This is a genomic window from Aquimarina callyspongiae, from assembly GCF_034322225.1.
Lineage (GTDB): Bacteria > Bacteroidota > Bacteroidia > Flavobacteriales > Flavobacteriaceae > Aquimarina.
Genome location: NZ_JAXLPA010000001.1, coordinates 69,712 through 84,616 on the forward strand (window position 1 = coordinate 69,712; position 14,905 = coordinate 84,616).

A 14,905-nucleotide genomic window follows, 5' to 3' on the forward strand; every position below is an offset into this window, starting at 1 on the left:
TCATGTCTGAAGTTAAAAATTACAAAGAAGCCCTACAACACCCTGTATTTAATACTATTACAAAAGCCGCGACAAACCTTACTTTAGAAAGTTATGTTATTGGAGGGTTTGTGAGAGACTATATATTGCAAAGAGGTACTGCAAAAGATATTGATATTGTAGCGGTAGGAAGCGGTATTGATCTTGCAAAAGAAGTTTCAAAACTACTCCCCAATACTCCTAAAATTCAGATTTTTAAGACTTATGGCACTGCTATGCTAAAATCTGAAGATATTGAAGTAGAATTTGTAGGTGCTAGAAAAGAATCTTATTCAGAAGATAGTCGTAATCCCAAAGTAGAAAATGGAACATTAGAAGATGACCAGAATAGAAGGGATTTCACTATCAATGCATTAGCTTTAAACCTCTCAAAAGAAAACTTTGGAGAACTACTAGATCCTTTTGGAGGATTAGAAGATTTAAAATCCAAAATCATTCGTACTCCGTTGGATCCTGATATCACATATTCAGATGATCCCTTAAGAATGATGAGAGCTATTCGATTTGCAACACAATTAAATTTTAAAATCGAAGAACAATCCTTGCAGGCTATCACTAAAAATAAAGAGCGTATAAAGATCATTACCAAAGAACGTATTGTTGATGAATTACATAAAATTATATTAAGTGAAACACCCTCTGTAGGTTTTAAACTTCTTGAAAAAACAGGCTTACTACCATACATACTTCCAGAATTAACTGCGTTAAAGGGAATCGATGAAATTGAAGGGCAACGTCACAAAGATAATTTCTACCATACTTTAGAGGTGGTGGATAATATTTCAGAAAATACAGATGATTTATGGCTACGTTGGTCAGCACTACTTCATGATATTGGTAAAGCTCCTACAAAGAAGTTTCATAAAAAAGTAGGATGGACCTTTCATGGTCACGAATTTGTAGGGTCTAAAATGGTTTTTAAACTTTTCAAGCGTCTTAAAATGCCATTAAATGACAAAATGAAATTTGTACAAAAAATGGTATTGATGAGCTCCAGACCAATTGTAATAGCATCGGATGTTACAGACTCCGCGGTGCGAAGATTAGTTTTTGACGCTGGCGATCATATTGAAGAGTTGATGACCCTTTGCGAAGCAGATATCACCACCAAAAACCCAAAACGATTTAAAAAATACCACCGTAACTTTAAAATCGTGCGGCAAAAAATGATTGAAGTCGAAGAACGTGATCAAATCCGAAATTTTCAACCACCCGTTACAGGAGAAGAGATTATGCGAGCTTTTAACATCAAACCATCACGAGAGATAGGAATGATTAAAGAAGCAATAAAAGAAGCAATTCTAGAGGGTGATATTCCTAATGAGCATGAAGCTGCTTTTGAATTTATGATTCAAAAAGGAAAAGAGTTGGGTTTAACAATTGAAAATCACAAAAACTCAAAATAACAAAATGTAAAATGATCATTTTTGAATTTTGAAATTTGTAAACCAGAAATTGAATACACATGAAGAAAGACAACAAAAAAGTAATATACTGGCTACTTACAGGATGTATATTAATATTTATTATGGTTGTGGTAGGAGGTATTACCCGACTTACACATTCTGGTTTATCTATTTCTAATTATAAATTGATCTCAGGAACTATTCCGCCAATGAATGATGCAGAGTGGAACGCTGCTTTTGATCTATACAAACAATATCCTGAGTATCAAAAAATCAATAATCAGTTTACCCTACAGGATTTTAAAGATATTTATTTCTGGGAGTGGTTACATCGCGTTATAGGTCGATTTATTGGTATGGTATTTATAATTCCATTTATATACTTTTTGATTAGAAAACAACTAACCAAACCTACTATAAAAAAATCCATCATTCTTATGCTCTTAGGAGGATTTCAAGGTTTTTTAGGATGGTTTATGGTTAAAAGTGGCTTGGTAGACCGACCTGATGTGAGTCACTATCGACTTGCTATGCACCTCACTGCAGCATTTATAACTTTTTCCTATACTTTTTGGGTAGCATTAGACCTTATGTTCCCAAATAAGAAAAAAGTAGATATCAAATTCAGAAATCTGATTCGATGGGGATTTGCTTTTCTCTTACTTCAGATTATATATGGAGCATTTGTTGCTGGTTTAGATGCCGGTTTTTTGCATAATCACTGGCCTCTAATGAATGATGGACAACTGGTTCATGAATCTGTGTACATAGAACAATCTCCAATTATAAAGAATTTCTTCGAAGGAAAAAGTGGAGTACAATTCATACATCGCTATCTCGCCTATATTGTAGTTGGCTTCATTGTTTTTATATGGTATCGAGGTAAAAAAAATGTAAAAAGCACATATCAAACCAATTCACTGCACCTACTTTTAATACTAGTAGGCGTTCAATTTTTATTAGGTGTTTTTACATTACTTTACAGAGTTCCTATAACCTTAGGAGTATTACATCAGGTGGTTGCTTTTTTCTTACTTGGCGCAATGACTTTTTCATTACATCGTTTTAGTAAATAATGAGTGATTTATAGTATCTTTGCAAATTCAAATTAGTATACATGATTTACCGCTTCAGAATTATATTAGACACTGAAGAAGATGTCTTTAGAGATATAGAAATAGAGCAAGATGCAACCTTAGAACAATTTCATAATGTAGTTACGCAATCTTTTGGGTTTGACGGAACAGAAATGGCTTCTTTTTATGTTAGCGATGAAAAATGGAATCAAGGTGAAGAGATTTCTTTGTTCGATATGAGTGACGGCAGTCAACCTGTTCGTTTAATGAATGAAACAACACTTTTAGATGTAGTTCACGAAGCTTCGCCTCGTTTGATTTATGTTTATGATTTTTTAAGCATGTGGACTTTTCTTGTAGAATTGGCCGAAATTGCAGAATACGAAAGCGGTAGAGAATACCCTAACATCATGTATGTTCATGGACAATTACCAGATCAAGCACCAGACAAAGAATTTGTTTCAGACGATCCTGGTTTTGATGAAAACGAAGAAAAAGACATTATCGACTTAGATGAATATGATGATCTTGGATTTGATGAAAACTGGAATTAATATTACTAACTAAAAACAAAAAGATCTCGTTTTTATCGAGATGACAATAATGTCATGATCAATCTATATAGTACTCAAATTGAATCTCTTTCTGTTCACAGAATTGGAAACAAAAGCAGAAATGAAAATATATTCCTTTCGGAATCTCCTTATACATTAAATGATGAATTAACGGCTTTACTGAAAGAGTATTTTTTCAAACCTTTTAGAGAAAAAGAAGAAAATTACTTTCAATTTGCCAATGAAGTAGATCTAGAATTTAATCCATTATTCAAAATTGTCTCTGAGATTTTTGACAATCCATCTTCTGTGCACGAAAGATCTAAAAGAATAGCTTCTTTACTCTACGAACAGTCTCAACATCCACATATTAAAAGTGGAGAGGTCTATGTAACTTATCTTGATAATATTTCTATAGATAATGAAAAAACCAGTGCTCTGGGGATCTTCAAATCAGAATTGAAACACGATTTTTTACAATTTGAAGAAAAAGGAGTAGATATTGAATTACTTTTACAACAAGGAGTGAATCTCAATAAATTAGATAAAGGATGCCTGATTTTTAATCATAAAAAAGAAGAAGGATACAAGATTTTATCTGTGGATTCCAACCGATATGACACAAAATATTGGTTAGAACATTTCTTAGGAGTAGAAGCTTTTGCTGATGAAAATTTTTATACTAAGAAGTACATGAAATTCTGTCAGGATTTTGCAAAAGATGTTGTTTTGCCTGCAGAAGATAAAAAAGAAGAAGTGATGTTTATGAACCGAGCAGTGAATCACTTTGCAAAAAACGATACTTTTGAAGAATCTGCTTTTTTAAATGATGTAATCGATAATCCAGACCTGATTCCAGAGTTTAAACACTATAAAGTAGAGAAAGCTCCTAAATATCAGATCGAAGATCTTACCGAATTCCCTATCGCTAATACGGCGGTATCTGCAGCCCGTAAAAAAATAAAAAATGTGATTAACCTGGATACCAATGTACAGATTAAAATGGATTTCATTAATCCAGAATCTGCAGAAAAATTTGTAGAAAAAGGATGGGATGAAGAAAAACAGATGTACTACTATCTTGTATATTTTAATAAAGAACAAAAAGATTAAGTAAACTACTTATTCTAGTAAAAAGAATACGATTGAAGATCATCATTACAAAAAGTAGTGATGATCTTTTGGTTTATATCAATTCTTTTTTCTAAAGAAATTTAAGAAACTAATCAATCCAAAATCTTTACATTTTTCTCATTTATAAAAAAAGTAAAAAAATCGAGGTAACATTTGTTATCCTTTTGACACATACCTATACAACCTTTAAAAATTTGATTCCTTAAAATAAAAATTATGAGAAGAATAGTATTCTTATTTACATTATGTCTTTGTTTAACCAAAGTACATTCACAAAACGTAGATTTAAATAATAGTGTTGATTACCTAAGAATTCAAAAAAACGGAGAGACAGGGTTTTCAAGAGCATTTGGTTTAAATAGTTCTAATCATTTATATATAGGTAGTATTGAAAAAACTATTGGAAATATTTATTTTTTCAACAAAGGAGTTGATCATCTAATGACTCTTCAATCAAATGGTAATGTAGGTATTGGAACTACAAATCCTGGATCAAAATTACATGTCGAAGGCCAGGGGAATTTTGGTTACAATGGAGTATTATCGGTTGGCTGGACACACGAAACTAATTGGGGTGGAAACTCATACAAATGGGCTGGCTATATGGGGTTTAACGCCTATAGAAGCAATGGAGATCCTAAAGACCATTATTTCGGTACAAATCAATACACTTCTAAAGGGGTTTTTGAAGGATCTAATTATGGGTTTAGATGGTTGTTTAGAAACCGAAACAATAATGATTCTAATGGTCAACATCAGCTTACAGAATATATGAGATTAACTGATAATGGCAATCTAGGTATTGGAACTACAAACCCAAATGCAACATTACACATCAAAGATCAAGGAACATCTAGTATTACTTCATTTCAGTTAAATAATAGAATTAAGTTTAGAGGAGATGGAGTTGTAGATTGGGGAGCAAGTGCTGATTATGGTATTTTGAGTTGGAATACAGGTAAAGCAATTATAGGAGGTAAATCCGGTAAAGATCTGAGTTTGGTAGCTAATGCAAGTGAAAAAGTTATCATAAAAACTAATGGTAACGTCGGTATAGGCACTACAACCCCAGATTCAAAATTAGCTGTAAATGGTACTATTCATTCTAAAGAAGTAAAAATAGACTTAACTGGATGGCCTGATTATGTTTTTGAGAACGATTATAAACTTCCAACTTTAAAAGAAGTAGAAAAACATATCTCAGAAAAAGGACACCTACAAAATATCCCATCAGCTGCAGAAGTAGAAAAGAATGGTATTCAACTAGGTGAAATCAATGTAAAACTTCTTGAAAAAATAGAAGAGTTAACACTTTATATGATCGAGCAAAATAAAAAGACAGAACAACTAATAAAGGAAGTAGCTTCTTTAAAACAAAAAAACCTTGAGCTAGAGAAAAAAATAAAATAACAATAGAGTTATTGAGTAAGTGAGTTTTTGATTTCTTATCCTAAACTCACTTATTCTCCCTCTAGCAAACGCCTCATATTTACATTTTCATAATTGCGCTTTACAAAATCCAGTGCAGTTTTTAATACTTCACCCATGGTTTCACTACGACGAAACTTCAGATCCAAAGTAAAATTATATAAATGTTCTCTAAGTTCTTTTTGGTTTTCCTTAGTAGAAATATGATCCTTACACATACAATCTATCAGAGTTTCATATCGCGATCGAGAGTTTAATATTCGTTTCGCCAAAATAGATCGTTCTTCCTTCTTATATTGTTCAATAGAATTAGGTTGCAGCTTATTCATCACAATATCTACCATCGTAAAGTTTTCTTTAAAAAACTGTGGTTGATATACTTTTAATTTACCTTCGAAACATTGTTGATCAAAATCTATAGCTCGAATCTTATACTCTACATGATCAAAATCATGAATTGGGATAATCACATAATTATACGATCTCATATCTCCTAAAAGTCGCATTTGACAACGCTCATTAAACTTTACAAATTCTTTAGCAATCTGAGATTTTGCCTGATCGCTAAGATCTGGCAAAAAATCTTTTATAAATACATCTCCTGGGATCCCTGCAATATGCTCTTCGATTAAAGTATTTTTATAAACCAAAAAATTAATCCTGTTAGGAGAAAACATATGCTCCAGTTCTAAACCATAAATACGAGAAGCATCCGCTTTTTTTACATAGATATAAGTATAGTTATCATTGAGTATATTACGAACTTTTACCCTAAATGGTTTTGAGTTTCCAAACGTACAATAATCAATAGCATCAATATTCAGGAACTCAATGGCATCCTCATTACCATCAGAATGCAAAATCGTGTATACCTTTTTCAAACTAGATTCTATCTCTGGACGTTCATGCTCTTCATAATACACACGTACCCATAAAGTATCTTCATCATTATTATCATACACAACAATAGAACCCGAAAATCGTAATAAATCATCATAAAATACAGGTATTTTGATTTTACGATTACACTCCTTTAAATATTTATCTAATTGATCATTTATAGGGTAAGTAGGTTTCTTCTTAGACATTAACTTTTCATCCATAGCAACTTGTAGTAAGAGTAGCAATTTACAAAAGAAAGTTTGAAGAGAGAAGTATATGATAAATGCTCAATTCAAAATTTTAATCTTCAATATAATCTAATTACCCGTCAATCTATTCATAAACTAGTCAGTTAATTTTGTAACAAAAAGTCTCGCCGGTCGTCTAGTTTTATATAACCACCAAAAAATAATCGCAATTGGAAACCATACTTACACTAAATAATCTTACCAAAAGGTTTGGGTCTATAACTGCCGTCAATGATCTTTCTTTTACCATAAAAAAAGGAAATGTCTACGGTATTTTAGGACCTAACGGAAGTGGTAAATCAACAACATTGGGTATTGTACTTAATGTAGTGAATAGAACTTCGGGAGATTTTACCTGGTTTGACGGCAACACCTCAACACACGAAGCTCTTAAAAAAGTAGGAGCTATTATTGAGCGCCCGAACTTTTATCCCTATATGACAGCTGCTCAAAATCTTAAGTTAGTATGTAAGATTAAAGAAGTTCCTGCCGATAAAATAGAAGAAAAATTAGAAGTTGTAGGTCTTTTAGAACGCAAAGACAGCAAGTTTAGAACTTTTTCATTAGGGATGAAACAGCGTCTTGCCATTGCTTCGGCTTTATTAAACGATCCCGAAATATTGATTCTGGATGAACCTACAAATGGTTTAGACCCTCAGGGAATTCATCAAATACGTGAAATCATAAAAAAAATCGCAGCTCAAGGAACCACTATTCTTCTTGCATCTCACCTACTCGACGAAGTTGAAAAAGTATGTAGTCACGTAGTGATTATACGTAAGGGTGTAAAATTATATTCAGGACCGGTTGATGAAATGAATGCAAGTCACGGTTTCTTTGAGCTAAAAAGTAATCAAAATGGAGTGCTTAAAGAGTGGTTATCAAAACAACAAGCTTTTGGCAACATTAAAGAAGAAGATGATAAAATCATTGCTTTTTTAAATAATGAATTAGAGGCAGATGATTTGAATAAACAGTTATTCGAAACAGGAATTACGCTTACTCATTTAGTAAAACGAAAAGAAAGCCTTGAAGAACAATTCTTACAATTAACCAACAACTTAAACTAAAGCAATGTTACGATTACTCAATATAGAATTTCAAAAATTAAGACATAACAGAGCGGCAAAAGTGATTACTATCACGTATTTTATACTATTCACTTTTATCGCACTAATCGCCTCTATAGAATTCAATTTTGGAGGAGTAAAATTCAGAGTCGCTGATCAAGGGATATTTAATTTCCCATATATCTGGCACTTTAACACCTATATAGCCGCTTGGGCAAAGCTCTTTTTGGCAATTGTTATTGTTTCAATGATGGCCAATGAATATAGTCATAGAACATTAAAACAAAACCTCATCGACGGACTTAGCAAAAAAGAATTTATTGCCTCTAAGTTTTTGACGGTAATTGTATTTGCTCTGATTTCTACGTTATTCTTATTCTTAGTTTCAATGATCTTAGGACTAAGCTTTTCTGACTATAATGAATTCTCTATTATTTTTTCGGATTTAGAATATGTTCTGGCATACTTTATTAAGCTATTAGGTTTCTTTGCTTTTTGTATGTTTCTGGGCGTTTTTGTTAAACGATCAGCCTTTGCATTAGGTTTTTTATTCATCTGGTTTATTATCGAAAAAATAATATATGCTCTTTTAAAATTCAAATTATTTAAAGGGACTGATATTGCAGAAAACATAACGCAATTCCTTCCGTTAGAATCTATGTCTAATCTTATAGTTGAGCCTATTACACGATTAAATTTTATTCAATCTGCAGCAAATCAATTAGGAGAAAACTTCCAAAAAGATTACATGGTACATTGGTATGAATTACTAATAGTAGTGGTCTGGACAGTGATTTTTATAAATCTTTCCTACATTTTTCTTAAAAAGAGAGATTTATAATATCTTTGGGGTTTTACACCCTAAAATGAGATATTTATACGTAATTCTACTTTTTTTAGCACATTCATCAATAATTGCACAAGGAGAAGCCAATAATTGGTATTTTGGGCAGAACGCTGGAATCAATTTTAGCACAACTCCTCCTACAGCTCTTACTGACGGAAGATTAAATACCTTAGAAGGTTGCACTACCATTTCTGATGCTACGGGCAACCTTTTATTTTATACAGATGGCTCTATAATTTATACGCGTAATCATGTGATTATGCAGAACGGAACCGATCTTAGAGGAGATGAATCCAGTACTTCTTCTGCTTTAATAGTGCCGCAGCCTAATACACCAAATATTTATATTGTTTTTACAGTAGATGAGCCGCATCATTTTAATGCTGATAATGATAATAGTACGGTAGATGGTGACGGTGTTAATGATGGACTTTTATATTCTATTGTTGATATGTCTCTGGATGGAGGAAACGGTGCAGTAGTAGCTGGACAGAAAAACATACCATTAATTACTTACAACACTTCTGATCCTTTAGAGAGTGCATATCGATGTTCTGAAAAAATAACAGCGGTAAAAAGTGATGATTGTGATTCTTTTTGGGTAATTACACATTTTATAGATACTTACTATTCTTTTATAGTAGATCAAACCGGTGTAAACCCTACCCCAATAACATCTCAAGTAGGAGTTACTGTTCCTGTTTCAGGATATCGCAGAAACGCATTGGGATATCTAAAAGCATCTCCAGAAGGAGATAAATTGGCCGTTGCTCATCTTGGACTAACCAATGTAACAGGAGGCAATGGCCCGGGAAAAGTATTACTTTATGATTTTGATAATACAACAGGGATTGTAAGTAATGAAATTGAACTTTATGACGGTGATGCTCCTTACGGAGTAGAATTCTCACAAACCGGTCAACGTCTATACACTACAGTTGGTTTAGGTGATACCGGAGCCGGAAATGGTTTTATTCTACAATATGATTTATCCTTACCCGATAATCAAATTGCTGCAAGCGGAACACGACTCCTTAATGAAAGTGGACAAGATACATCTCCCTTCAGCGCAGGAGCGCTTCAATTAGGTCCTGATGGTAAAATATATCGTGCACTCTTTGATTTTAATACTGGTTTTGGCAACTATCTAGGAGTCATTGATAACCCCGAAGAAATAGCTAATAATGTAATATATCAAGATAGAGGCTTATTAGTTAATACAGATGGATCCAGAGGTTCTCGTATTGGTCTTCCTCCTTTTATTCAATCGATATTTGCTCAAACAGTTGATATTATCAATAGTGGAGATCCTACCAATGTAAACCTAAATCTTTGTGAAGGGGATACCTATAGATTATCCTATACAGATATCCCAACAGCAACTTATATTTGGTTCATTGACGATGTACAAATTGCAAATAACACATATTTTCTAGATATAACAACCACTGGTAATTATAGACTAGAAGTGGATCTTAACGATGGAAGTTGTCCTTTGATTGGTGTGGCAAATGTTACTTTTTTCGAAATCCCTATAGTAGAAAACACACCTCCTAATGAGAACATTTGTGACACTAATAATGACGGAATTATTCAATTAGATGTATCTATATACGATCCCATTATTATAGGGTCTCAAGATTCTAATCAGTTTAGAGTTCGCTATTTTAGATCAATTGTAGATGCTGATGCAGACTCAAACGCTTTAACACAAAACTTTGTAACCGAAAACAATCCACAAACGATTGTTGCTCGAATAGAAAATATTGGCAATATCAATTGCTATAGCACTACTAGTTTTCAATTAGAAATTTTCAATACACCAACTGCATTTGGCACCAATCCTATTGTATTATGCGATAATGCAGATGATGGAGACGACACAAATGGTTTAGTGACATACGATCTTACACAAGCCAATACCGATATTTATAATGGACAATCTTCAACCGAGTTTACAATTAGTTATCATACCACGTTGACCGGAGCACAAACTAATAATAGTACAGATGTAATTGCTGATCCAATGAATGCTGTTTTATCTAATACAATGACCGCTGTATATGCTAGAATAGAGAATCCATTAAATCCAGATTGTTTTGATACTATTGAGATTTCGGTAACAGTTAACCTTTTACCAGTAGCAAATTCGATTACTTTAGCGCAATGTGATGCATATCAAGATCCTAATGATGGCATCACCTTATTTAACCTTAATGAGGCCATTAATCAAATTACAGGAGGAGTTGCTAATAGGACTATTTTATTTTTTCAGAATCAAATAGATGCAGATGCTGGGACTCCCGCTATCGGTAATCCGGATATATATCAAAATACTTCCCAAAATCAACAGCTTTTTGTAAGGGTTACCGACGATGCTACATCTTGCTTTAGAGTTACTACATTAGATTTAGAAGTAAGTACAACTTCTGCCAGTAATGCCACTTTACGATTATGTGATGATGATGGAAATGAAGATGGGTTTCGTGAATTCGACCTTACACAAGCAAATACTCAAATACTATCTGGTATTAATAATCCAAACCTTACCGTAACTTATTACGAGACTATTGAAAATGCATTAGGCGAGGTAAGTCCAATCACAACATATACCAATACAACATCAGGCACACAAGGCCAAGATATTATATATGCAAGAGTTGAAGATAACGCAAATCAGTGTTTCGGTATTAATGAGGTACGATTATTCGTAAATGCCTTACCCGATGTAGAGGAACAAGCGAATTACTTTTTATGTGAAAATGAAATCAGTACTGAAATTGATGCGGGACTACCATCAGGAAGCGACCCTAACAATTTTAATTTCTTATGGTCTACAGGAGAAATCACAGAAATGATTTTTGCGAATCAACCTGGAACATATACAGTAACCGTTAGTGATGCCATCACAGGTTGTTCAAAAATCAGAACTATTGAAGTAATTGTTTCTGGAGTAGCTACTGTTCAAAACATCGATATTAACGATGCTAATGATAGTAATACAGTTACTATTGTTGCTGATGGTGTTGGAGACTATGAATATGCTATTGAAATTAACGGAACCTTAGGGTCTTATCAAGACAGTCCAACGTTTACCAATGTACCTCCTGGGTTTCACACAGTATATATTCGAGATAAGAACGGGTGTCTACCCATTATTACGAGAGATATCTCTGTAGTTGGTTTTCCTAAATATTTCACTCCTAATGGAGATGGTTTTCATGAAACTTGGTCTGTAGAAGGTATTTCTACACAAGTGATGGCCAATTCTATCATCTACATCTATGACCGTTATGGCAAGCTCATCAAACAATTATTACCTGGAGGAAATGGTTGGGATGGCACCTACAACGGAACCCTAATGCCTTCTAGTCAATATTGGTATCGGGTAGAATTAGAAGATGGTAGAATTCTTAAAGGAAGTTTCTCATTGATTAGATAGATCTGTTCATAGGATTCAGTATCTTTAATCTCCAAAAAAAGAGTAAAGAAAAGATACATGAAGTTCGAACTGGAATCAGAATTTAAACCTACAGGAGATCAGCCAGATGCCATTAAACAATTGACAGATGGTATAGAGTCAGATGTAAAATACCAAACATTATTAGGAGTTACAGGATCTGGTAAGACATTTACCGCAGCAAATGTAATTCAACAAGTACAACGACCAACGTTGGTTTTGGCTCATAATAAAACTCTTGCGGCACAATTATACTCAGAGTTTAAACAGTTTTTTCCTAAAAATGCTATAGAATATTTTGTTTCTTACTACGATTATTATCAACCTGAGGCTTACATCCCTACCTCTGGAACATATATTGAAAAAGATCTCTCTATAAATGATGAAATTGAAAAACTTCGATTAAGTGCTACTTCCTCTCTACTTTCTGGAAGAAGAGATGTATTGGTAGTAGCTTCGGTTTCTTGTTTGTACGGTATTGGTAATCCTGTAGAATTTCAAAAAAATGTTATCTCCATACAAGCAGGTCAGTTTGTATCCAGAACTGCCTTACTGCATCGATTAGTCCAAAGTTTATATTCTCGTACAGAAGCAGAATTTAAACACGGAAATTTTAGAATAAAAGGTGATACTGTAGATATTTTTCCGAGTTATGCAGATGATGCATTTAGGGTTCATTTCTTTGGAGATGAAATTGAAGAAATTGAAGCTTTTGATGTGAGAACCAATGAGATTATAGAAAAATACGATCGATTGAATATTTATCCCGCTAATATGTTTGTGACTTCTCCTGAAGTTTTGAATGGTGCAATTGATCAAATTGCACTTGATTTAGGGAAACAGGTAGAATATTTTAGAGAAATTGGTAAACCTTTAGAGGCAAAAAGATTAGAAGAGCGTACTAATTTTGACCTTGAAATGATCAAAGAACTGGGGTATTGTTCTGGTATAGAAAACTACTCTCGCTATTTGGATGGTAGAAATCCTGGAACCAGACCTTTCTGTTTATTAGATTATTTTCCAGATGATTATTTAATGATTATAGATGAGAGTCACGTTACCATTCCGCAGACTCATGCCATGTATGGTGGGGATCGATCTAGAAAAGAAAACCTTGTAGAGTATGGATTCAGACTTCCTGCTGCTATGGATAATCGCCCTTTAAAATTTGAAGAGTTAGAAGCATTACAAAACCAGGTCTTATATATCAGTGCTACTCCAGCCGATTATGAGCTTCAAAAAAGTGAAGGAGTTTATGTAGAGCAAATCATACGTCCTACCGGATTATTAGATCCTGAAATAGAAGTACGTCCAAGTCTTAATCAAATTGACGATCTTATTGAAGAAATGCAAAAAAGGATTGAAAAAGACGAAAGGGTTTTGGTTACTACATTAACAAAAAGAATGGCAGAAGAATTAACCAAATATCTTACTAGAATTGATATCCGTTGTCGTTATATTCATAGTGATGTGGATACTTTAGAACGTGTTGAGATCATGCAAGATTTACGAAAAGGTATTTTTGATGTGTTAATTGGCGTAAACTTACTCAGAGAAGGTCTTGATCTTCCTGAAGTATCTCTTGTTGCTATTTTAGATGCTGATAAAGAAGGGTTTTTAAGAAATAAACGGTCATTAGTACAGACAGTAGGTCGAGCAGCAAGACATGTTAATGGAAAGGCTATTATGTATGCTGATAAAGTAACTGATAGTATGCAAAAGACGATAGATGCAACTTACTATAGAAGAGAAAAACAAATTGCATACAATACTAAAAATGGCATTACTCCTACTGCTATTAAAAAATCATTGGATAATGCTTTGTATGGTAAAAAGATAGAACCATATCAATTCGAAACTGCTCCAACATTACAAGCTGCAGAAGAAGAAACAGCTTATTATACAAAAGAACAATTAGAAACCCGAGTACGAAATGTTCGCAAAGAAATGGAAAAAGCTTCTAAAGAGTTAGATTTTATTACAGCGGCACGATTACGGGATGAGATTAAAATGCTACAAGGAAAAATCCAAGATCAGAAAGTATAAATACAAATAAGCAGCTATAACTTAATTAGGTTATTCCTTCAAAATATCCTTTACAATCTTTAAATGATGCTGAGTATGTATTTTTAAAAATCGTTTTGTCTGAGGTATATTGAGTTGTCCAAAAACAGGGTGAATAAAATTAGAATCCTTTTCCATCGTTTCTAAATCCTTAAGATTTTTTCTTGCCTGTTCTAGCTGAGATAGTAAATCCTCTGTTTTAATATTATCTGGAGGTAGTACTGCAGCAGGAGCTTGCCCTCTTCCTCTTGGGATATATCCAAAGGTAAAAGAAAATAATCGTATTGAATTGAAGCGTTTTTTGTAAATCTTAGGATCAGAACTCTTTAATATATCGTGAATTCTATTAATCACCTTAAGACAATGATCTAAGTGCCAAGCGATCGGCGCCTTAGAAACTTTTGTATTTACGCTATCTCTAAACTGGATTAAATACGCAATATCATATAACTGACTATCCATAAACTCCTTCTTATCATTCCCCCTTTCTTGCGAATCTATAAAAGTCAGATTACGCCTTAAAGACAACGTTAGAAACAATCTTTTCATTGTATTCATCAAATATCATTTATGTTAAAATTGAAAACGCAGCTAAGTTTAATCTCCTATTTATAGCAACCATCAACACTTGCTACATCGTTATTAACTAATTCTGACTTGACTATTTATAACTCTTATGAATATCAAGCTGAGTAAA

Annotated in this window: 11 protein-coding genes; 9 read left to right on the forward strand and 2 right to left on the reverse strand. The window is 33.3% G+C overall.

What is annotated here, in order from left to right; genetic code table 11:
• The first annotated feature begins 2 nt into the window (after nucleotides 1-2).
• The 5 genes from U0D62_RS00270 (at nucleotide 3) to U0D62_RS00290 (ending at nucleotide 5,619) form a co-directional block, all read left to right on the forward strand.
• On the forward strand, nucleotides 3-1,445 hold the full coding sequence (locus U0D62_RS00270; protein WP_322193144.1) for a CCA tRNA nucleotidyltransferase: 1,443 nt from the start codon (nucleotides 3-5) through the stop codon (nucleotides 1,443-1,445).
• Nucleotides 1,446-1,504: 59 nt separating this feature from the next.
• The gene (locus U0D62_RS00275; protein ID WP_322193145.1) at nucleotides 1,505-2,521 is read left to right on the forward strand and encodes a COX15/CtaA family protein; all 1,017 of its coding nucleotides are present in this window, start codon (nucleotides 1,505-1,507) and stop codon (nucleotides 2,519-2,521) included.
• Between the two features lie 41 nt (nucleotides 2,522-2,562).
• Nucleotides 2,563-3,075, forward strand: coding sequence for an IS1096 element passenger TnpR family protein (locus tag U0D62_RS00280; protein WP_322193146.1), 513 nt, complete (start codon nucleotides 2,563-2,565; stop codon nucleotides 3,073-3,075).
• 54 nt (nucleotides 3,076-3,129) lie between these two features.
• Entirely contained in the window at nucleotides 3,130-4,188 is a 1,059-nt protein-coding gene (locus U0D62_RS00285; protein WP_322193147.1) for a nucleoid-associated protein, read from the forward strand.
• Nucleotides 4,189-4,425: 237 nt separating this feature from the next.
• Nucleotides 4,426-5,619, forward strand: coding sequence for a coiled-coil domain-containing protein (locus U0D62_RS00290; protein WP_322193148.1), 1,194 nt, complete (start codon nucleotides 4,426-4,428; stop codon nucleotides 5,617-5,619).
• A 50-nt stretch (nucleotides 5,620-5,669) separates the two neighbouring features.
• On the opposite strand, the gene U0D62_RS00295 is transcribed toward U0D62_RS00290, so the two are convergent.
• Entirely contained in the window at nucleotides 5,670-6,740 is a 1,071-nt protein-coding gene (locus tag U0D62_RS00295) for a hypothetical protein (RefSeq protein ID WP_322193150.1), read from the reverse strand.
• Nucleotides 6,741-6,937: 197 nt separating this feature from the next.
• Here U0D62_RS00295 and U0D62_RS00300 point away from each other — a divergent pair, with 197 nt between their 5' ends.
• The 4 genes from U0D62_RS00300 to uvrB are packed head-to-tail and all read left to right on the forward strand — an operon-like array spanning nucleotide 6,938 to nucleotide 14,190.
• Complete coding sequence (locus tag U0D62_RS00300) at nucleotides 6,938-7,837, forward strand: ABC transporter ATP-binding protein (protein ID WP_322193151.1); 900 nt, start codon at nucleotides 6,938-6,940, stop codon at nucleotides 7,835-7,837.
• A gap of 4 nt (nucleotides 7,838-7,841) precedes the next feature.
• Nucleotides 7,842-8,678 carry an ABC transporter permease gene (locus tag U0D62_RS00305; protein ID WP_322193152.1) on the forward strand — a complete coding sequence of 279 codons (837 nt, stop codon included), beginning with the start codon at nucleotides 7,842-7,844 and terminating at the stop codon, nucleotides 8,676-8,678.
• Between the two features lie 25 nt (nucleotides 8,679-8,703).
• The gene (locus U0D62_RS00310) at nucleotides 8,704-12,126 is read left to right on the forward strand and encodes a T9SS type B sorting domain-containing protein (RefSeq protein WP_322193153.1); all 3,423 of its coding nucleotides are present in this window, start codon (nucleotides 8,704-8,706) and stop codon (nucleotides 12,124-12,126) included.
• Between the two features lie 57 nt (nucleotides 12,127-12,183).
• Entirely contained in the window at nucleotides 12,184-14,190 is a 2,007-nt protein-coding gene (uvrB, locus tag U0D62_RS00315) for an excinuclease ABC subunit UvrB (RefSeq protein ID WP_322193154.1), read from the forward strand.
• 30 nt (nucleotides 14,191-14,220) lie between these two features.
• On the opposite strand, the gene U0D62_RS00320 is transcribed toward uvrB, so the two are convergent.
• On the reverse strand, nucleotides 14,221-14,766 hold the full coding sequence (locus U0D62_RS00320) for a DUF1569 domain-containing protein (RefSeq protein WP_322193155.1): 546 nt from the start codon (nucleotides 14,764-14,766) through the stop codon (nucleotides 14,221-14,223).
• Between the last annotated feature and the right edge of the window lie 139 nt (nucleotides 14,767-14,905).

Bases quoted from the DNA above. Each gene is read 5' to 3' on its own strand.
- U0D62_RS00275 (WP_322193145.1), top strand. From the start codon at position 1,505: ATGAAGAAAGACAACAAAAAAGTAATATACTGGCTACTTACAGGATGT.
- U0D62_RS00270 (WP_322193144.1), top strand. From the start codon at position 3: ATGTCTGAAGTTAAAAATTACAAAGAAGCCCTACAACACCCTGTATTT.
- U0D62_RS00320 (WP_322193155.1), bottom strand. From the start codon at position 14,766: ATGAATACAATGAAAAGATTGTTTCTAACGTTGTCTTTAAGGCGTAAT.
- U0D62_RS00285 (WP_322193147.1), top strand. From the start codon at position 3,130: ATGATCAATCTATATAGTACTCAAATTGAATCTCTTTCTGTTCACAGA.
- U0D62_RS00305 (WP_322193152.1), top strand. From the start codon at position 7,842: ATGTTACGATTACTCAATATAGAATTTCAAAAATTAAGACATAACAGA.
- uvrB (WP_322193154.1), top strand. From the start codon at position 12,184: ATGAAGTTCGAACTGGAATCAGAATTTAAACCTACAGGAGATCAGCCA.
- U0D62_RS00295 (WP_322193150.1), bottom strand. From the start codon at position 6,740: ATGGATGAAAAGTTAATGTCTAAGAAGAAACCTACTTACCCTATAAAT.
- U0D62_RS00310 (WP_322193153.1), top strand. From the start codon at position 8,704: ATGAGATATTTATACGTAATTCTACTTTTTTTAGCACATTCATCAATA.
- U0D62_RS00290 (WP_322193148.1), top strand. From the start codon at position 4,426: ATGAGAAGAATAGTATTCTTATTTACATTATGTCTTTGTTTAACCAAA.
- U0D62_RS00280 (WP_322193146.1), top strand. From the start codon at position 2,563: ATGATTTACCGCTTCAGAATTATATTAGACACTGAAGAAGATGTCTTT.